The organism is Chitinophaga caeni, from assembly GCF_002557795.1.
In the GTDB taxonomy this organism is placed as follows: domain Bacteria; phylum Bacteroidota; class Bacteroidia; order Chitinophagales; family Chitinophagaceae; genus Chitinophaga; species Chitinophaga caeni.
Genome location: NZ_CP023777.1, coordinates 3,098,319 through 3,119,878, shown reverse-complemented (window position 1 = coordinate 3,119,878; position 21,560 = coordinate 3,098,319). Strand labels below are relative to the sequence as shown.

10 protein-coding genes are annotated in these 21,560 nt (G+C 42.5%); 2 read left to right on the top strand and 8 right to left on the bottom strand.

Going from position 1 to position 21,560, the window contains the following annotated elements; genetic code table 11:
- Positions 1-6 precede the first annotated feature (6 nt).
- The 8 genes from COR50_RS13145 to COR50_RS13110 all read right to left on the bottom strand — a co-directional run bounded on the left by COR50_RS13145 (position 7) and on the right by COR50_RS13110 (position 17,303).
- Positions 7-1,920, bottom strand: coding sequence for a SusD/RagB family nutrient-binding outer membrane lipoprotein (locus COR50_RS13145; protein WP_098194414.1), 1,914 nt, complete (start codon positions 1,918-1,920; stop codon positions 7-9).
- Positions 1,921-1,938: 18 nt separating this feature from the next.
- Complete coding sequence (locus tag COR50_RS13140; protein WP_098194413.1) at positions 1,939-5,070, bottom strand: SusC/RagA family TonB-linked outer membrane protein; 3,132 nt, start codon at positions 5,068-5,070, stop codon at positions 1,939-1,941.
- A gap of 234 nt (positions 5,071-5,304) precedes the next feature.
- A complete protein-coding gene (locus tag COR50_RS13135) occupies positions 5,305-6,498 on the bottom strand; it encodes an ROK family protein (RefSeq protein WP_098194412.1) in 1,194 nt (397 codons plus the stop codon).
- A gap of 362 nt (positions 6,499-6,860) precedes the next feature.
- The gene (locus tag COR50_RS13130; RefSeq protein WP_098194411.1) at positions 6,861-8,624 is read right to left on the bottom strand and encodes a RagB/SusD family nutrient uptake outer membrane protein; all 1,764 of its coding nucleotides are present in this window, start codon (positions 8,622-8,624) and stop codon (positions 6,861-6,863) included.
- A gap of 12 nt (positions 8,625-8,636) precedes the next feature.
- The gene (locus tag COR50_RS13125) at positions 8,637-11,942 is read right to left on the bottom strand and encodes a SusC/RagA family TonB-linked outer membrane protein (protein ID WP_198405643.1); all 3,306 of its coding nucleotides are present in this window, start codon (positions 11,940-11,942) and stop codon (positions 8,637-8,639) included.
- 759 nt (positions 11,943-12,701) lie between these two features.
- Complete coding sequence (locus COR50_RS13120) at positions 12,702-13,349, bottom strand: trypsin-like serine protease (protein ID WP_098194409.1); 648 nt, start codon at positions 13,347-13,349, stop codon at positions 12,702-12,704.
- A gap of 5 nt (positions 13,350-13,354) precedes the next feature.
- Entirely contained in the window at positions 13,355-15,562 is a 2,208-nt protein-coding gene (locus tag COR50_RS13115) for a hypothetical protein (RefSeq protein ID WP_098194408.1), read from the bottom strand.
- A 16-nt stretch (positions 15,563-15,578) separates the two neighbouring features.
- Positions 15,579-17,303, bottom strand: a complete 1,725-nt coding sequence (locus COR50_RS13110; protein ID WP_098194407.1) for a hypothetical protein — start codon at positions 17,301-17,303, stop codon at positions 15,579-15,581.
- 302 nt (positions 17,304-17,605) lie between these two features.
- Between COR50_RS13110 and COR50_RS13105 the strand changes: the two genes are divergently transcribed.
- Both COR50_RS13105 and COR50_RS13095 read left to right on the top strand, forming a co-directional pair.
- The gene (locus tag COR50_RS13105; protein ID WP_098194406.1) at positions 17,606-18,055 is read left to right on the top strand and encodes a hypothetical protein; all 450 of its coding nucleotides are present in this window, start codon (positions 17,606-17,608) and stop codon (positions 18,053-18,055) included.
- A 223-nt stretch (positions 18,056-18,278) separates the two neighbouring features.
- Positions 18,279-20,657 (top strand): TonB-dependent receptor, encoded by a 2,379-nt coding sequence (locus COR50_RS13095; RefSeq protein ID WP_098194404.1) that lies wholly within the window; start codon positions 18,279-18,281, stop codon positions 20,655-20,657.
- Positions 20,658-21,560: the final 903 nt, after the last annotated feature.

Genomic DNA, 21,560 nt, shown 5'->3' with positions numbered 1-21,560 from the left:
AAGATTTTAGTGTTTAGCCCACCAGAGTGGTGTTAACACTGCATCGGGACCTCCCAACATGCTTACAGCTTCCTGGTAACCCGTAGCATTTGAGTTGCTCAGGTTAGTCGGGTAACGTAAACGTTGCGGGAAGAAACGGATATCGCTAGTCATATAAGTTGAACTATTCAAAGCCGGCAATGCTGGCAATGGTTCTTCTACGGCAGGATTCTCAAAGAAAGGTAAACCTAATCTTCTTTGATCATTCCAACCTTCCAATGGCAGCCAAGGCACTTGGGCAAGATATTTCTGCGTGATGATCTTCGTTAAATGATCATTACGAACGCTTCCATTCTTGTACAGGTTGTTGACAGGGTACTTGATCGCTACTGTACCGGTAGCATTCGTGTATCCATTTTTGAAGTTCATACTCCTTGTAGCGGGAGGTTCAGCGGTATGATCCCAAGAAACGGAAGTACCATCATTGTTATAAGAGGTAGAAGTTAAGTAAGCGCCCAAGTATTGACTTACGCCATTGTACTCGAAACTGGAAGTAATACCCGCTTCATAAGCTTCTTTACCACTCATTGGTACGGTCCAACCTCTTTCAGCAGCCTCCGCAACCAGGAAGTACGTTTCCCAAGGAGCAAAGAAGATACGTTTATTGGTGCTGGTTCTATACTCTTGTGCCATACGAGGCCAGCCACCAACGGTACCGCTCCTGAAAGCATTACGCGTTCCTTTTACGCCCCAGTTACCTGCATTTGTACCATTCCAGGTAAATTTACCATCTAGCTCTACCTGTACATTATTGTTGGCATCATTTAAATTACCAACTGTATTTTCCCAAGTAGGTTGATCGTATGATGGGTATTTACTGAAATTTGGATTACTATAGTCGCCCGGTAAGATAAATGTTGCAAGACCACGTGGATCCACTACGTTTGGAATACCATCTAACCAGTAACCTGCTAATGGATCATTAGTAGCCATTGCAAAATGGTCAGGTAAATAAAGACCCGCGTAATCGGCAGGTTTTACATACGGTTGTTTATCGGCATCCAATTGGCTAGCAGAAGGAACGCCACCTAAACCGGTATACAAGTTCTCCAACGTGGTAGACAGTATCTGGGAATTCCATTCGCGGCTCATTACACCGGATAATGGATCCCAACCGGTTTGTTCTTGTACCTGGAAGGTTTCATCCATAGTTTTGATGTACTTCCCGGTTGCTACGGCCGCTTCAAATTCTGATTGGGCTTTACCGGCATCCACTTCTGAAAGACGCATAGCTAAACGCATTCTTAACGAATTGGCGTACTTGATCCACTTGGTGTAATTATAACCGTATGCAAGGTCAAATTTACCTAGTGCATCAGGGTTCACAACATTTTCATCAATTTTTGAAACCGCATCTTTCAACTCGTCCAGCATGTAATAATAAATATCTTTTACAGAGCTGTAAGTTGGGTTCGTACCGTTGAAACCTTCGATGGGAATCGGGCCGAAGTTATCGCTCATTTCACTCATCAGGTAAGCTCTCCAGATACGGGCTACTTGAATCAGGTTGTTCGTGTATTCTTTAATATCACCACTTTCAACTTTCTTTTCTCCGAGTTGTATAGCCGTGTTAATGCTATTCAACCAACCATTCAGATACCGGTAATAGTCGGTACTCCAACCATCGTCGGAGCTACCGCTTGACAAACCACCACCAAACTGCTGGCGGCCAGCGGTTTTCCAATATAATACAAACACCCTTTCGGCGATGTGCGGATCCATTTGTGCACCAGTGATAGAGTTATGGATAAAGAACTCTAACTGCACTTGATCTTCCGACGCCGACTTTGGGTCAACGTTCAGATCTTCAAATTTACTACAAGAGGCTAGCGTCATAACGGCAGCTAATAGCCAACTTGATTTTATGAGAATTTTTTTCATTACAATACCAATTTTACATTAGAAACTAAGACCCAAGTTCACGTAGAATGCGCGGGTTGTTGGAGGGCTAGAGTTCTCGAAACCTGTTGCATTAGTACCTGTTGCGAAGATTGACTCCGGATCAATACCTTTCATATGGCTGGAAATCATCCATACGTTCGTGCAGGAAACACCGATCCTGGCACCTTGCATGGCAATTTTTTGAGCCATGGATTTAGGCAATTGATAGTTTAATTGAATATTACGCAAGCGTACATTTGTTGCATCGTAAATATTAGCTTCGATGATACCGATATTGCCACCGTTAATCGCTTGGTAGTATTGTTGAGGTGTAACCTCTTCAGTGTTTGTAGTATAACCACCTGATCCATCAGAAACAACGCCGCCAACTACGAAGTTATCACGTGCGCCGCCTTTAACCGTTTCAGCAGCTAAACCATTGTACTGTAATACAGACTGGGAACCGGAGAAGATTTCACCACCGAATCTAGCATCTACTAAGAAAGAGAAAGTAAAGCCTTTGTAAGCGAAGCTATTGGTAATACCTAGTAATGCTTTAGGCATTTGGTTACCCAAGAGGTAGGTTTCATTTGTAGCCTGCGGCAAACCGTTATTCAATAATAACTGGCCGTAATATTCGCTCTTCTCATCAGTTACCCTCTGGTACTTGGTACCGTAAATTTGACCGTACAATTGGCCGGCTTCTGCAATGATTGAAACGTTTTCATACCCACCTAAACGGTAACTTTTAACGTCTTCATTACTTAGGATATCTTTTACAGTATTCCTGTTCCTAGAGAAGTTAGCCATCAAGTTCCAACTCAAACCGGTCGGGTTATCAAGGATCTTAGCATCCAGCATCAATTCCACACCTTCGTTCTGGATGTCACCGGCATTGATTTTCCTACTTTCATAACCACTACCCGGATCCATTGGCAAATCGATCAATTGGCGGGTTGCATTGGATTTGTAATAAGTTACATCCAAACCAATCCTGTTATTTACGAACCTGAACTCACCACCAAATTCCCATGATTTAATCAACTCGCTTCTAACATTGGGATCATACAATACTGTTTTACGGCCTGCCGTAACGGGACCACTTGGAGATTTGCCAATATCATAAGTATTGAATAATTGGTAAGGTTGGAGGGAATTACCTACGGCAGCGTAAGAAGCTCTTACTTTACCGTAAGACCACCAGCTTGGCAAGCTCTTAATAGATTCTGTAATCAAGTAAGACAAACTTACTGAAGGATAGAAGAATGACCTGTTGGCCTTGCTTAAGGTAGATGACCAGTCATTCCTACCCGTGATATCTAAGAATACCACACCATCATAATTCATAGACAACATACCGTATGCGGAGTTAATCTTGTATTCAGAATAAACATCCGTCAAACCGATATTACCATCTACGTTATCGATCTTGAACAAATTCGGTACTTGCAGGTTGGCAGCACTATTGCTGAAGTAAGAATACTTGTTGTGCATCAAGTTACCACCCAAAGAGAATGATCCACCGAATTTACCGAACAAGTTGTCCTTTTTAGCAGTAATTAAAGTACTGTAGTTAACCTCGCTGAAGTTTTCTTTACCGATGCTGTAAGAACCGTTGGTTGCACCCGGTGCACCACCGTATCTTTTATTTTCGAATTGGGTATTGTAAAGATCTCCACCACCCCTTACTTCAGCATCCAACCAGTCAGTGAATTGGTACTTGATACTACCTGACATGATGAAACGGTTACGGTTATCATCATTCAAATTATAAACGCTGTTCCAGTAAGGGTTCAATTGGTTAGATTGGTTATACCAAATCATGTTACCGAACTCGTCCACTTTATTTTTCTTGAAATAACCGATATCCAGTGTGCTCGGGAAACCGTACAGGATCCTGGCGGGGTTCCTATCATTCAAACCGGCAACTGGCCTGTTATGCGCTTTAGAGTTGATGTATTGAACTTTCATATCTGTAGTCCAACGATCACCTTTACCAAAGCGGCTCACAGCGCGGGTTGTCAAGTTCAAACGACCCAATTCCGACCCGGGAATCATACTGTTGTCTTTCAGGTAATTCATTGATGTGTAGAGCGAAGATTTGTTAATCTGCTGTTGGAAAACAACACCTGTATTAGTAGAATTACCAGAATTGTAGAAGTTTTTGAAGTTATCGTATGCTTTCAGCGCAACCTGCTCGCCAGCCCAGTTCGTAACAGTTTGGCCGGAGATTTTCTCACCCCAAGATTGGTTGCTGATGGCATTGAAAGCGCCGCTTTCACCTTGACCGAAAGTCGATTGAATTTCCGGTTTCAGGAACAGGCTTTCAAAACCGTTTGTTTGGGTAACTGTAATCCCTAGGCCCGGTGTTTTACGACCCGTTTTGGTTGTGATCAAAATAACACCGTTACCAGCGCGGCTACCGTAAAGAGCAGCAGCGGCAGGACCTTTCAATACGGAAACATTCTCGATATCGTTAGGGTTGATATCAGAAAGACCATTACCGGCATCCATACCAGGTTCCCACATGTCGACATTCGCAGTTCCGTTGGCACTAGTGCGCAGGCCACCTGAAGCGTTATTAATCGGAACCCCATCAACAACTATCAAGGGCTGGTTATCACCGGTTAAGGAGTTGTTACCGCGAAGCAAAATTTTAGAAGAACCCGCGGGGCCGTTACTGGAACGCATTACTTGCAAACCGGCAACTTTACCGGACAACGCGTTTGTTACGTTTACCTCGCGTGCATTTACAAGGTCTCCACCTTTTACTTCTTGCATGGAATAACCGATAGCTTTCTTCTCGCGGGAGATACCCAAGGCGGTTACCACCACTTCGTTTAAACCTTTGGAAGCGTACTGGAGCGTAATATTTAATGAACCTTGGCCAACAATCACCTGGGCAGATTCGTAACCCATGGAACTAATTTCAAGAGTAGCACCGTCAGCAACTTGGATGCGGAATGCACCCTTCTCATCTGTAGGGACTTGATTAGCGGTACCTTTTTCATGTACCCTGGCGAAGATTACCGGTGTACCGGTGGTATCCTTGACGGTACCGGTCACCCATTTCTTTTCTTGAGCGCTAACATCATGCGAGCACAATGCTGCAAAACAAGTTAGCAGTAAGAGGCTTAGCCATCTTTTCATTGCAGATAATTTAGTTTGTGGAATAATAAAAAAAGCATAGCCTGAATTAAAGCAAATGCCTTAAACTTTAGGATGATGTCCTATCCATTCATGAAACCGGATAATTTTGATTTTTAACTACCTAGTTTGGTTGATAATCAATTTAAATACTACCGTTACTTTTCATTTGATTGAATATTAATCTTACGTTTTCATTCGTTTTTTACAGTCGGAAAATCATTTGTTTTATAGCGACTAATTACTTTTATAAAGCTTCTTCTGATCAAAGTGTTCCATCACCAAGGCTGCCGCCCCTAATCTTTCCGCTTCATTTCCCAGGGAGGATATCTTAAATTCTACGTTCTCAGCAATTTTGGGGATACAATGCTCGTTAAGCGCATGCTGAATGGGCGCTAACCATAATCTACCTGCCGAAGCTCCCCTGCCACTTAATATGATCAAACCCGGATTCAAAATATGTATCAATATCGCGATACCCCGTCCTATCTTATACGCCGCTTCGGAGACTAGCTCCACGGCATATTTGTCACCCCTCGATGCCGAATACATTATAGTCTTCACGCTTTCTTCCAAGTTATCCAGCGTAAGATCCTTCATGACAGATGTTTTCCCTTCATTCAACCCTTCAATTGCTTTCTCGGCAATCACGCTAAGCGATGCCTCCGTTTCCAGGCAGCCCATCTTTCCACAACTGCAAATCTTGTTATTCGTGAATAAAGGAATGTGACTAAACTCACCGGCAAAGCCATTATCGCCCCTAAACAGGCTACCGTTCAAGATCATTCCCAAACCGATTCCCCAACCTACATTCACTACCATTGCATTCTTGGAATGCTTTGCTGAACCTAACCTGCATTCTGCCAAGGCTATTAAACTCGAATCATTATCTATTAATACCGAAACACCCGTTACCATTTCGAGGTAACTAATAATATTATGCGCACCGGTATCGAAATACGAATAATTGATGCCCTTGTTCGTGTCAACGAAACCGGGCATCCCGATGCCGATCCCAGCGAATTTTTCCTTGGGGATGCCTGAATCTTTCATAAGCCCCACCAACTGCGCCCCCAATTCGGTTAGCGCTGCCGTGTTGGACGACAAATCCAAGCTGATTTTCAGTTCCTCTCCTACTACGTTATTATAAAGATCTAATATGCTAACGCTTGTTACAAACTGGTCCATCGCTACGGAAATAATATAGCGCATGTCCCGCTTTAACGAGTACATCTGTGCCCTTCTGCCCCCGGTCGAGTTCGCGTATCCCGACTCTATGATCCACCCTTTCTCCAGTAAATCATTTATAGCCTTGGAAGTATGCGCTAAGCTCTTATCCGTAATTACACTAAGTTCTGCACATGACAGCTCCTTATTGAAATATAAGTGCTTGATTAAAGTCCTGTTATATTGTTGCTGCCTAGTCGACACTTCTCATAATGTTTTGGTATAACCCCGTGTAATTTTCTACAAATTAGAAAACTTCTTTAATTTTTGCAAGAAGTCGGACTGCAATTTTAAGTAGTTCAACATATTTCTCCAAATAAAAATGAAGTAAATCGTTTTAGGTTAATTTTATATTAGATTTTGTATGGATTGTGGAGGTTTACACCCGGGTAAAGTATTCCATTCAAAGCTACTACTAGCAACGGTTTAATGGATTTTCACTACAGGTTACCGAGGTAATTAAAAATAATATTTAAAAAGTAAAGTTTGTTAATAATTTAATTAAATAAATAGGGCCGGTAAAATACCGGCCCCATTGCTTATTTATTTACATTAAATAAGCTTTATCAATCCAAAGCGGGGTTAAAAGTTCCTCCCCAGTTATTATTTTGTTCTATGCTCGGGTTCTTATCTATCACATCACTTTGAATCGGGAAGAAGTAATACGATTCGGGTAGTGACATCACTTTCACACCTGACAATGGAACTTGCAGAACGCTGTATTTAAAATTAACTTCCGTAAGTTCGTAATCATCCGCTTTCTTTTTCGCTTGGCTAATGGGCATTTCAGTACCGTCCGCGTTGATCGCTATAGCTTCAACGCCATGCTTTGTAATTCCATCCAAGCGATCCAGCATACGCCACCTACGCAGATCCCAAAAGCGCTGGCCTTCGAAACAAAACTCGATATTCCTTTCACTTATGATCGCTTCCCGCACTTCTTCACGTGTCGTTGCAGTGATACCGTAATTCCCGTCTAAGCCGGGTTCGATACCTGCCCTTCCGCGTATTTCTTTCAAGATTGTTAATGCTTCACCTTGTTTGCCGGTTTCGTTAGCAGTTTCAGCATAATTCAACATCACCTCCGCGAAACGCATGAGCACGAAGTCCAGGTCATATTGTTGCACTTCTGCCTGGGTAAGGTTTAACAAGCTGTTCTTCAGGATGAAGAACCCGGTATACCTATTCAAGTTAGTCGAGTTGGTTTCCGCTGCCGGGTTGACCCCGAAATCATCCAATTCGTGCGCAACGCCCAAGGCGGTATACTGGCGTTTACCGGCTTTCCCGGATACCGGGTATTCCTTACCATTCCAAACTACGGATTTTACGAAACGCGGATCCCTGTTTTCCCAGTAACTTTGCAGGAATTCCGCATCGGTTTTGTAATATGCCCCTGTAGGATCATTATATAATTTTCCATCTTTCATAGGAAACTCCTTTACGAATTCCCAAGTCGGGCAAGCAGATGCAGGACCGCGGCTTTCAGATCCCGGTCTTACACCGTAATCCCAATTCGTAACTTTATTCGGGTAAGAATTTATCACCGCGAATACCACTTCAGGCCCTTTTTCTACCAAGGCAATGTTACTGTAATCGCTAGCTAATGCATACCCTTGCGCTTTTAGATCTTCATAGGCCTTTTTATTTACCTCGTAGGCCATCTGCCAATCGCTATTATCCCAGGGATTATTAGGATGGAATTGCGGCGATGCCTTGTAAAGTAATACTTTGGCTTTAAATGCAAGTGCGAAGTTGGCATCGATCTTCCCGTATTCCGTGGAAGATTTATCGATGTGCGGAGGCAGCATAGTTATGGCATCATCTAAATCGTTCAAGATCGAATCAAAACATGCCGCTGTAGAATTTCTTGGCAGCATTAAATCATCTTCAAAACGATCCAGCGGCCTTGTAACGTAAGGCACCCCACCGTGGTACATCACCATTTGAAAATAACTGTAAGCACGCATAAAAAGCGCTTGCCCCGTAATATTATCTTTCAAATCTTGCTTAATCGCACCGGAACCGATATCCTGTAAAACTTGGTTAATTAACCTGATACGGTCATAGTTCCATGACTTAAACTCACCGTTTGAAATCGTGATCCTGTTCTCGTAAAAATAGATGCCGGCCAACTGTTCGCTTTTCTGTTCCAAACCGGTTGACCAGTTGCCGAACATTTGGTAAAGGTTTACCATGTAAGCATTTGCCAAGTTGGGATCATTCCAAATCTGGTCAGGATTATAATAGTTGATGTCCTTGATGTCGAGCACATCTTTACATGCGGTAGCGCCGATGGCTAACGCGGTTATGAGGATTAATATCTTTTTCATAATCATGATTTTCTAAAACTTTATGTCTAAACCAAACGTGAATGTCTTCATGATTGGAAATGAATCGTAATTTTTCTGTTCCGGATCGTGAAACTCCTTCATCTTGGAAATGGTAAACAAGTTGGTACCGTTGAAATATAACTGGGCATTGCTGAGACGCAATGCATCCAACCAACTTTTTGGTAACCGGTAGCCAAGGTTCAGCATGCGCATACGCAGGTAGGCGCCGTTGCGGATCCAGAACGAGGTAGAACCTGTTCCAGACTCATACCAATTCTGCCCGATCGGGCGTGGATACTTTGCATTTGGATTTTCGGGTGTCCATACATCGGATGCCCAGATCGGGTAATACGGACGGATCGCGCCACCGTGTTGGCGCATCCCCGCGCCTTCCTGGTTGCTGATAATACGATCGTAAGCACCCACACCTTGCATATGCGTTTGCAACGTAAAGTTCTTCCAAGAAACATCGAAGCCAAAACCGAAGTTGATCCTAGGAGCAGCATTATCCGAAAGTAATTGCACATCATTCCCATCGATCTTCCCATCAGGACCGGGAGAATAACCATCTCCGCGGATATCTTCAAAATACAGTCCACCGAGGTACGGATCACGACCATATTGTTTAAAACCCTTATCCATCAATGCATTCAACTGTTCTTCCGTGCGGACGATGCCCAGGGCTTTTAAACCAACAATCTGGTTAACGGGTTTCCCTATTTTAGAAAGATCATGACGGTTGCCTCCAGGGCCATAAGAAGGTTCTTCATCCAGGATATCCCAGCGATCTTTTGCATAACCTATATTAGCATGCACTGAATACCTGAGTTTTTCATTCAGCGCCATATCGTTCCACATCAGCGTGAGTTCTCCTCCACGGTAAGAGCGTGCGGCGTAATTTTCCGGCGCTAAGCTTTGCCCGTAAAGATCCGGGATTGTAACTTGTCGCCCGCCGAGAATATCCGTTTCTTTCCTAAGGAAAACGTCGATGGTACCGCTGAGCCTATTTCTTAAGGTAGCGAAATCAATTCCGAGGTTATAAGTCGTGGATGTTGCCCATGTCAAGTTCGGGTTGGGTGTAGCCCTGGGAACAATTCCTTGATAAAGCCTGTCCCCGAAAATATAGCTCCCCCCGTTTTCATATAACTTCACGTAAGAAAACGGATCGATCTTGTTCCCGTTAACATCAAGATCATTACCTGTTGTTCCGTAAGAAGCTCTCAACTTCAAGTCATCGAATACCCGGGCATTATCTTTCATGAAAGATTCCTCCGAAATTCTCCAAGCCGCGGAAACGGATGGGAAAAATCCCCAACGCTTATCGCTCGGGAATAAGGTATTACCATCGTAGCGGAAAGAAAATTCCGCGATATACCTGCTGTCATAATTATAATTGAAACGTCCTATCCATGATTGCCTAGCCCCAATTACTTCACTGGCATTACCAAACCGCATGGTAATATCTTCAGGGTATGCAAAGAATTGATCGATTGATGTCAAGGGGTTTTCCGCCTTTGCTAATGATTTATATCCCCCGTTCTCTGCTTGTTCAAATACCACCAGTGCATTCACACCATGTTTTTTGAAAGTTCTATTATAAGTCAAGAACCAATCTACCTGGTAATCCCACAACGTAAACATCTCGTAACTCATGAATGGTTGGTTCTGGCTAAATGTGAAGATGTTGGTTTTATCGGGGTCCGGGGCAGCGGGAACGAACCTGTTACCATCGGGATCTGCCGAAGTAAACACATAATTCTTTTGATACGTGAGATATTTCTTACGCATATAATCCTGTGCATTATAACTACCGACAACCTTGGTAGAAAGACCTTTCACATATTTATCCAAGCTGATATCCAAGGTAAGGATGGAATTTAATTGGCGCTTCCTCGTTTTGATGTACCTGTCCCCGATAACTTGGTCGATTACGCTCCAGGCTTGCCAGGATCCCATCGGCGTCTGAACCGGGAACTCCGTAACATAATTTGCCGGCGTTCCATCTGCTTCCAGGTAGAAAGGGTACGTTTTAGGCCAGTTAAATGTTACGCGGTAAAGGTCGGACACATCGAAATCATCATCACCGGTGAATGGCCAATAAAAGCGATCCAGGTTTTGCTGGTACGCGCCTAAATTCAGATCTACCTTGATGGCATCCGATATTTTGGCCGAAACATTACTACGGAGGTTAACCTTGTTGAAATCTACGGTTTTGTAAGCTCCTTGTTCTCCCCTGTAACTCAATAATGAATAATAAGTGATCTTATCTGAGCCCCCGTTTACGCTGAGGGTATGCCGGTGACTGGAAGGGTTACGCCAAATAAAATCATTCACATTATAACTCCGGTTCTTGAAATATTCGAACTCGTCATCCCCGTTTGGAATCGGCGTCCCGTTATATTCCGCAACGCGGTTTTGATAAATCAATTCGTCCGTTGCGGTGGTCAGATCCGACAATAAAGTCATCGTTGGCTTACCGGTTGTATAACTATTCTGAAAATTTACGGTTGGTTTCTGGGCAGCGCCGCGCCTGGTGGTTACAAGAACTACGCCATTACCCGCGCGTGATCCATAAATAGAAGCCGTGGCAGCATCTTTCAAGAAACTGATCTGGTCTACTTCCGCTGCTTCCAAGGCATCGAAGGCTTCCTTATCGCGCACAATTCCATCAATCACGTACAACGGTTCACCGAAACTACCGCGTATCCTGATGCTGGAACTGGCGCCGGAAAGACCGGAAGTATTGGTAACGTTGACGCCTGGCGCCCTACCCGCCAAGGTATTAGAAAGGTTAGACGGGGCGATGTTGTTAACGTCGGCGGCATTTACGGAAGTGATCGCACCGGTGAGATTTACTTTTTTCTGTGTACCGTAACCTACGACCACCACTTCATCCAAACCCTTGGAATCGCCCGACAATACTACATCGTGTTTCGTTTGTGTACCCACCGTTACTTCTTTAGTTTCATAACCTACGAATCTAAATACTAATATAGAAGTTGCGCCGGGCACGGATATTTTGTAATTACCCTCTATATCAGTTACCGTACCTTTAGCCGTACCTTTGACGGCCACCGTAACACCGGGTAAAGCCACGCCGGATTCATCGGTCACCTTCCCTGATACACTAACTTCTTTAGCTTGGAACGGTACTGCTGCATGTAACTTTATAAATACTAAACAAGCGGATAATAAAATAAATAAGAATCGGCAAAGGAAGATTTTAGATGGATGCACCATACCTCTAAGACCCGGTGTTAACGGACTTTTTAGGCATGGCGATGCCGTTCTATTATTATTGCGAATAGAATGATACATCTTAGTGATTTGTTTTTGGATTGATAAATAACAGACTTGTAGCTAGGCGACAACATACGAATATGTCCATAACCTACAGTCGCCCGCAAAGCCTCTTAAGGAGCCCTGGGAAGTACTTTCATTGCAAACTGTTATGATAAATTATAATAAATGACGCTATAATTGCAAATGCTATTCAATAGGAATCCTAACCAGTCATTTCAACAACCGGCCACATGGTCTTTCAATAGTATTTAAAACTATACTACAGTGGATTCAAAGCATTACGCTTAATAAAAATGATACTACCTTTGCAAACTCCCTTAAATAAAAACATGATACTGCATTATATTGGTGACAACTATTACTGCACTGCACTTTGACAATAAATCAACCAGGATATGTTACTAATTCTCTACATTAAACAAGACACGCTATTACTCAAAGCATTGAGTTCATTATTTTCTACATTAGAAATAGCAGAAAGTAGAATTAACCTGGGTTTCCAAAAGACTATTTAATTCCATTTATTCGCATTTACAAGATAATTGCTAATCTCTATAAATTGTAATTTTTCAATTGAAATTTTCGGTTAATTTTAAAATAAGTTATTCACATTACCGTGCGAGAACGCTAAGGGCATTGGGAAACATCATGTTATATCAATTAAATCATATGTATCAAAAAGCCCAAAGGCATACTCCCTTGGGCTTGTGATTGATTGTACTTGAAGGCAAACTAATACTATCTTAATGATTAACCATATTATTTTAAGTGTATTCAGGCAATAATCAACGGGGCATAATTAAGTATCCCATCGATAAAAGGTATTGCATAACTTTTAGTTCCATCGCTATTGGCGCCCAATATAATCCCCACGATATAATGCGTACTTGAAAAAATAACGCTACCCGAATTACCCGCTTCAGAAAACTGCCCATCGCTGGTAGGTGTGATTTCTACGAGGCGCGTGAAAAGGAAAGGGCTTTTACATAGGGAGAATTCCATCACGTGATTAATAGCGCTCTTGCTGATTACACCTTCACGGATTTCGCCACCGGGCAACATCATATAAACCTGTCCCTTTTGCCTCGGTTCAATAAATCCTAGGGGCTTTTGAAGAGAGGTGTCTTTCATTATCCACTCGCAAGCAAGGCCGGCATTTAATTTAACCAATGCCATATCAACATAATTGATCTTTTGCAGTGCCTCGTATTTCAATAACGGCACCCAATGACTCAGCGAACCAACTTGCTGGCCTGATCCCACATCCCTAATGGCATCGCCAACTTGGCATTGGTTCAGGTTAGCAGCCACATGGTTATTGGTGATGCCATACACGAACTCCCGGTTCGGCATCTTGAAGAATCCGCCCAGGCTACCGGCGCCACAGGTACCCCCGCGTATGATTTTAGTATTGTTCTTCATTTTCTTCAGGGTTTATAATCGCCCCAGGAGGGTTTCTTTGAAGTAAAAAGATTGAAGAAAGTGACATCGACACCTAAGAATATCCCGAACCGGAAAGCATTCGAGCTGTACGTATTTCCATCCTGGTTAATCTTCCTTAAATCAGGTGTATAGTTACATGCAGCACCGATTACAACCGGGGAATTATTAAAATGCCACATTAATTGCAATCCCGGCGAGAAAAGTTGCTTCCAACTTACATCGGGCGCGGTTTCCACGGTAGAATCGCTGGATAAACGATAATTCAACACCGCCCCGAGATCAACCAGTTGAATACCGATGTTCATACTTCCCGACTTCTTTTTCATGGCCTTTTGATACAATTTTTCACCACCTGCAACATGGAAGCTGATATCAAAACCGATCGGCAGGTAAGGCGCTAAAGAATACTTTGTTTGCACTTCCTTCTTGCTGCCGGGAATAACCGCCCCGCCGGCATCTACCGGGTATTTCTTGATATTTTCCCCACCGAACATCACACCCGGAAACGCGCTCAATGACACCACGGTACGCTTATAATTCTTGAGTTGGTAACTACCTTTGGGTATCAATTCGTCTAACGCGGCCTCTACCTGTCCCGCATCTTTCGATGCAATGATGTTAAGCATGAAACTACCGTAGCGCTGCAAATTCTTCGTTACCGTATCAGCTAAGCGCGAAGGATACTCTTTTGTAACGGTGTTGAATACGCCGATAGTGCCATCTAACACTTTCCCGTATTGCTGTGTAGATATACCTTCACCCATTTCAGTAACGAAACCGGAATATTGTTTGAACGATTGATAAAATGTGTCATCCTTTACAATATTGTAATGCAAGAGAAACTGGTTTCCCGTTCCAAATAATGCAAAGGCAGATTCAAACAGTTTCCGGCTTTCTTCGAACGACAGCTTCTCCCCTTTCTCAAGGCTTAACAAATCCTGTATATTTTGAAATTGCGCGATACCGTTTTCAAGCAAGAGCCGGAACTCGTTAAAGTCGGTTAAGCTGGAGCGGGTTAAATTGTCGAAAGTTTTATTGTTTTGAAATACGTATTTCAGTTGCAGGTGATTCCTAGTATAAATTAACTTGATTAATATTTCCCAACTTTCAAGATCCATCTTCCTGGCATCTGAAATATTGACTACCGTGTAAGTCTGCTTTTCGCTCATCGTTCCCGCCACTTCCGATAACACTTGGAGTAGCACCATCATCCTTTTGAATACCGGCGCTTTATCCCCCGTCTTACTTGGCAAGTAGTAGTTCGCAGCCATCGTATTGATAACATTTACAGCATGTTCTTTCATATAGATCCTGTACGCCAATTGGGCGCTGCCCGAGATAGCAGCCACGAACTCCGAACGCTGTGTGCTTTCCATCTTTGGCCATAGGCGCTCCATGGTATTGGAAACAAATGTTTCCCCTTGCAGTAAGTTGGGAAAATTGCGGATATCTTCCTGCATAGCCACCTTCCATTTATCACCGTATTTGGCAAGACTAATACCGTTATCCTGGATAAAAGCGTTCATCACATCCAGGGTTTGCGGCAACATTTGCCGGAGCGTTTCATCGCTTTCCAATTTATCGTACCAACCTTCGAGGTAAACTTCCACCAATTGTTCCTTTGCACGCTTGATAATAAAATCCGTCACACCGTAAATTATGGCGGCTTCAGAAAAAGCGAAGTTGGTCGGTTGCCCTTCAGATTGACCGAAACCTCCCTCGATGATATTACTTTTAATTCTCTTCAACATCGGGAAGCTTTTGGGAAAATCATTTACAGCAAGCAAATCCACTTCCGAATTATTATTAAGCAACCAGGCTGCCGCCAATAGTTCTTTCTTCAATGCTGATTCCTCTTCGGCTTTTTTCAACAAACTGGTTTCCGTTGCCGGGGTCGTTTCGTTTTGATTATTAGTATTCACTAACTCCCCCTCGTTTACAGTGTTGGTATCGTTACCTGCGTACGCATCGCCGGTAACGGCTTGCGCTTGATGCAACAGGTTGATAAAAGGTGTAAAAGGATCAGCCAGCGGATCGGCCAACCGCAAGGTATCCCCATCTAAAACAACCTTTATTTGGGATATATAAGGCTTGAGGGATTTGAGCAATTGAGCATCTTTAAAATAATTATCCTGTGCCAGGCAATAAGTAGCCATAGCGGATAGCATCATTGTTAAAAGGATCTTCTTCATGTATAAGGATTAAAAACTATTGTTTAGGTGATAACGCCCCTTCATCCGGGGTCTCCATGTTTACGAAGGTTGCTTGGCCGGGTTCAGGAATTTTTTTATATGCATCGCCTTCATCCGGTTGATCTATTTGGCCTGGTTCCTTTCCAGGAGGCTTGAATGTAAGTTGCTTTTTAGCCCATTCCCATATCCTGTCACTAAAAACAGCGCCTACGAGGCATGTAAAAAATAAAACGTGCGGGTTAGGGTTATTGCTGCCATTATTTATTATGGCAATACCGCCCTTGGTGGCTAAAAATATGACGATCGCAGCGCTGAATCCCCGTACAACGATGACATGCAGGTCTTTCATATACGATACCGCAGCATCCTCTTCTTTCCTGTTGATATAACTACTAATCGCGGCTCCCAACATACCGAAGCCAAACATACCGATGATTAAAACGAGGTCGGCGTTATTAGGTAGTAGTAGCCAACTTGCGCTCCTGCCGATCCACCCCCACTCTTCTCCCGGGACGGGCTCCTTGGGTTCCGGCCGCCAGTTAAAGTTAGTCCAGGCATAATAGGTATTTCCCGGCGTTACGGCCGTCCTGACATAGAAATAGTCGTATAAATACTGGGGGGCTTGTGCATTTCCAAGCTTCTGTAACTCGGTAATAAAATCGTCGTAAATAGAAATATAATAATTGGCGTAATTAGCGATATAATTATCATAATCGTTTAAAATACGGTATTGGAAGCTTTTCAATTCAATTTCGCGGCTTCCTAATTCCGTATCAAAATAATCTTGTAATCTTTGGAAATACTCGTATTGCAAACGTTTGCCACCACTGTAATTTCTTAATTTGGATTCCAGCGCAGCTTTCTTGGTATTCCCACTGGTTAAATATTCATCCAGGGAACGGTTATATTGGGCCACCAAGTTATTGATATAGATACTTTTGCTACCCAGGCTATGTTGCAAACCTTTGAAATTATGGATAAAAATTTCCTGTGCCGAAGGGGAGAGTTTCGAGACATCTTGTTCCCTGAACTTTTGAAACACATTCGCGGAATCGAGCTTGAACCGTTCCGTGTTCAGTAATAACTTGCTGCCGTTGGCTACATTCAATTGAAGCCAAGTGCGGGAAGAGTCGGCCCTACCATCGGCCTGGTTGTAATTTATATAGGGAATCGCGATTGTTACACATAAAACAAGGTATAAGCTCAATAGTAGCAGCAAGGTTAAGGCCACGTTCTGTTTTACGCGGGTGGATGCTTGCAAGATATGATGCTTATAAAAGTACTGCAAGTTATCCTGGACCTCGTACCGGTTCGTTTTTTTATTGTAAAATACCCCGGTCAAGACAGCTTGCAACAACCAGGCAATTAACACTCCCAGCAATACATCGAAGTTGAGCAAATTCCCCGTTATCCAATTCATACAATTTTCGAATAAGCCCGATACATATTGCAAGGTTTCTTGCAAGTTGAGCTGATCGCCGTCCAGCCGGCCAACCCACTTTATAAGCGCATTTATCAATATGAGGAATAAATTAAAGGGGGCTGTCCAAAACGCGTAAAAGAATGCTTTTTTGATCGCGCCGGCCACCATGAGCGTCAATAACCGCACGGTAATTGTTTCTCCGAATAGATTGTGTTTAAAAAGTGAAAATTTATAAAAGAGGAAAATGCCGTAAGCACAAGCTACCAGCAACAAAGCAATCAACAATGACGTGATGCCAAAAAAAAGGTAATGGGGCATACCAAGAATATTTATTTATACAGTTTTTACAGGTTTTGATCCCCGGTAACTACGCACTGTGGAGCAGCTCGAAAGATCAAGTTGGTTTTATCCATTAATCGATGTAACGAAATTCCATGCTCTCATACCCTTTGACATGAAACGATAGAATTGGGGCAAATTTCATTTTGGGGTATTATCAAATAAATCCTATTTTCGGATCAGTTTCAAATGTAAGTAAAATATTAACTATTTTCTTATTTTGTAATGAGAATATTCTACTGGATTTTTTAAGCTTTCCCTTCCCGGAAAAAACTTGTATAATGCGATATTCATTACTAAGCTTTACGTTGGTTTTATCCTGCCTGGCATGCAATAATTCCACCAAGAACGACAAGAACCTGCAACAGGAAACCGATCCGCAACCGGACACGCTTTGTTACCAGTTCTCCAATAACAAGGACCTGGTAAGTATGCAACTTTTTATACTTGGCGACAATGTAAACGGTAAATTGGAATATGCCTTTTTCGAGAAAGATAAAAATTCCGGGACATTGGTGGGTAATTTCCATGGTGACACATTGGTAGCCGATTATACCTTCAAATCGGAAGGTATCTTCAGCACTAGGCAGGTTATTTTCTTGAGGAAAGGCAATGAAATGATCGAGGGCTATGGCCCCATGGCAGATCAAGATGGAAAAATGATATTTAGCCGCCCGGACTCCATCCGGTTTAATGAAAACACCCCGCTATATAATATTGATTGTCAATAATATACAATAAAATTTTGCAGCTCCCTTCTTGCTAACTAATAAGTAGTAATTGAAAATCAACATTTTAGAATTTCCCGGTGTTGAATTTTTCCTTATCTCGTAAATAAATTTCCCGATTGGACTTCTCATAGCCTTTAAACTGATAGAATTTTGCGCCAGCAGATCTAAAAGAAATAAGGTTATGGTATTTTTACGCAATTCGATTAATTGGAAAGGAATCAGCATGTTATGCGCAATGTTATTCGCGCTAATGGCCCCCGTATTGGCCGAAGATGTAGAAAATGGCGGTACTATCAAGGGTACCATCACTACATCCGATAATAAACCGGCTCCCTCCGTAATAGTTTTATTAAAAGGAACGAAAAAAGGCACCATCAGCGATGAAAATGGTCAATATACAATCCGCAACGTAGCCCCGGGTAATTATACGATTGAAGTATCGCTGATCGGTTACGAAACTGTCAGTCAACCCGTAACCGTAGAAAAGGAAAAAACGGTGACGGTAAACCTGCAACTGGATGTTTCCGAGCAGAAACTAAACGAAGTGGTGATTACGGCTGCCAGGAATAAATACCAACAGCCCAACTCTCAATATATCGCGAGGTTACCAATTGCCGATATTGAAAATCCGCAAGTTTATAATACAATTTCAAGTGGTGTCATGCGCGACCAAGTGGTTACCAACTTCGACGATGCGTTGAAAAATGCACCGGGGATCGATAAATTATGGTCGTCTACCGGTCGCGGCGGCGATGGCGCCGGTTATTTCGCACTCCGCGGCTTCGCGGTTCAACCAACCATGAAAAACGGTTTGGCCGGGATTACCAATGGTGGTTTAGATGTTGCCGGGATAGAAAGAATTGAAGTAATTAAAGGTCCCTCCGGTACATTATTCGGTAGCTCCCTGGTTTCTTACGGCGGTTTGATTAACGTGGTTACCAAGCGCCCGTATGACCATTTCGGTGGCTCCGTTTCCTATACCGGCGGTAGTTACGGTTTAAATCGCTTCACGCTGGATGTAAATACTCCCCTAGACAAAGATGGAAAAATATTGTTCCGCGTAGTTGGCGCTTACCATGATGAGAACAGCTTCCAGGATGCCGGTTTTGCTAAAAACCGTTATATCGCCCCTTCATTAACGTACAAAGTAAATGATCGTTTGAGCTTCCTGGTAAATGCGGAGTTTTATCAAACGGAGCGTACCAATCCTACGATGATCTTCTTCGATCGTAGTACGACGCTATTCGCCAAGAATTTAGACGAATTGGGATATAACCCTAAAAATTCATTTACCAGCAATGATTTAAGTATTAAAAATCCAACTTCAAACGTGCAGGCGCAAATGTTGTATCAATTGTCTGACAGTTGGACTTCGCAAACCGTGGTTTCCAGAAGTACCGCGAAGACGCAGGGTTATTATTCTTATTTGTACGAAGGAACGCAATATTTACCGGGCTTTCCAGATGTAAAAAGCACATTTGCCCGCTACATCAGCAACCAAGATGCATATACAAACACAACGGATATCCAACAAAACTTTACCGGTGATTTCTATTTAGGCAAGTTCCGCAACCGCGTGGTAGTAGGATTGGATTACTTCGAAAGCGATGCTAACGGTAGCAATTCAAACTACGTACAAAACGGTGAGGTTCGTATGGACGGATTCGATAACGGGGTCTTAACCAAAGCCCATATGGATGAATTGCTTAAGAACGATTCCTTGAACATTTCTAATGCCAACCAGAAAATTTACAGCGCTTACATTTCCGATGTGTTCAATATCTTGCCGTCCCTATCCGCGATGGCAAGCGTGCGCGTAGATCGATTTGAAAATGGCGGTACAACGGTAAGCGAGTCCAGTAAATACGGTCAAACAGCAGTATCCCCTAAGTTTGGTATCGTTTACCAACCTATCATCAATACTTTAAGCGTTTTTGCCAATTACATGAACGGGTTCACAAATGCTGCCCCTAGGATGAACAAAGACAACGTGATGCAATCTTTTGACCCGGAACAAGCCAATCAGCTAGAAGGCGGCATCAAGGTCAATTTACTGGGTGGACTATTGAGTGGTAGCTTAAGCTATTACGACATCAAGGTAAAAAACATCATATTGAGCACCGGTCCGCAGGAATATACCCAAGGTGGAACAAGGTACAGCAAAGGCATCGAGGCGGCGGTAACTGCTAGCCCGGCACCAGGCTTAAACATCTTGGCAGGTTATAGCTATAACGATAGCAAAATAACGAAAGCTGAAGGCACCTCTGATTACCTCGATAGGCGCCCGGAAGAAGCGGGACCACAAAACTTGGCCAACCTTTGGGCTACTTACAAGTTAACCAGTGGAAAACTGAAAGGTTTCGGGATCGGTTTCGGCGGTAACTACGCCAGCGAGAACAAGATATTAAACCGTGTTACCACCGGCGTATTTACCCTACCATCTTACACCGTAATCAATGCTTCCCTATTCTATAATTCACCTAAGTTTGACGTAACTTTCAAACTGGATAATATCACGAACGAGGTATATTATAAAGGTTGGAGCACCTTAGAACCGCAAATGCCAAGAAGGTTCGTGGGTAACGTTGCATTCAAATTCTAATAAGATATATTATCATTGTTGTCCGGCTAAAAAAGTACCAAGAAATGTGCAGGTGGACATTGAATCGAACTTTTGAGGCGACGATAATTTTTCATTGAAAATTTAGTCTGACAATAAAGATATTTTATAGTGAAAAAATCCCGGCTATCATAATTAGCCGGGATTTTTTGCTTTTAGACGATTAATAGCTTACATTTAGAAACAGGACGGTTTATTCTATGATTTTTGCAGTATGGCACACCCGAACCCGTTCCCAGGATAAAGAAAAGTAATAAGTGGAAAAGATTAATTATTAAAGGCATCATCCCCAAAAAACTAATATTGAAGGGTAAAATTTCGATATTAGCATATCAAGAAGCGATTTGCCAAAAAATATCAAAACATTTTATAACACTGAACATAACGCTTTTTAAACGCCCCCATTTCCTTATATGGAGAATAGCATAATTAACAATCTATACTAGATAACTTCAACACTGAAAAGATATGATCCCGATAATCAGCATGTTATCAATTGGGGCTATTTTAAAAGTTAAAAGATGAACACGGCCTAATGGAGTTAAATTTCATGGTAAACCGGGTATTCTTATCAATAATGATATGGCAATAGCATTGATGGCAATAGAAGGTCAAGTATATTAATAAAAGGCTGCCATTCCCCGATCGCAATGGGGAACAAAATACAATAAAAAAAATAAATATTTTAATCAAGATATTAATGGGAAGATAGTATTTTAGTTACAGTAAAATTATAAAGCAACCAAAATCAGTAAATTAAAAACAAGGTGATTTCTAAGCAAACAAGGCTTAGGTAGTAAACTCGAATCCATCAACCAAGTAAATCGAGAATGGTAGTAGTAAAAGTATCTCAAGGCTATCAACCCTATGCATGATCTATAGATC

Bases quoted from the DNA above. Each gene is read 5' to 3' on its own strand.
- COR50_RS13145 (WP_098194414.1), bottom strand. From the start codon at position 1,920: ATGAAAAAAATTCTCATAAAATCAAGTTGGCTATTAGCTGCCGTTATG.
- COR50_RS13140 (WP_098194413.1), bottom strand. From the start codon at position 5,070: ATGAAAAGATGGCTAAGCCTCTTACTGCTAACTTGTTTTGCAGCATTG.
- COR50_RS13130 (WP_098194411.1), bottom strand. From the start codon at position 8,624: ATGAAAAAGATATTAATCCTCATAACCGCGTTAGCCATCGGCGCTACC.
- COR50_RS13125 (WP_198405643.1), bottom strand. From the start codon at position 11,942: ATGTATCATTCTATTCGCAATAATAATAGAACGGCATCGCCATGCCTA.
- COR50_RS13120 (WP_098194409.1), bottom strand. From the start codon at position 13,349: ATGAAGAACAATACTAAAATCATACGCGGGGGTACCTGTGGCGCCGGT.
- COR50_RS13115 (WP_098194408.1), bottom strand. From the start codon at position 15,562: ATGAAGAAGATCCTTTTAACAATGATGCTATCCGCTATGGCTACTTAT.
- COR50_RS13110 (WP_098194407.1), bottom strand. From the start codon at position 17,303: ATGCCCCATTACCTTTTTTTTGGCATCACGTCATTGTTGATTGCTTTG.
- COR50_RS13105 (WP_098194406.1), top strand. From the start codon at position 17,606: ATGCGATATTCATTACTAAGCTTTACGTTGGTTTTATCCTGCCTGGCA.
- COR50_RS13095 (WP_098194404.1), top strand. From the start codon at position 18,279: ATGTTATGCGCAATGTTATTCGCGCTAATGGCCCCCGTATTGGCCGAA.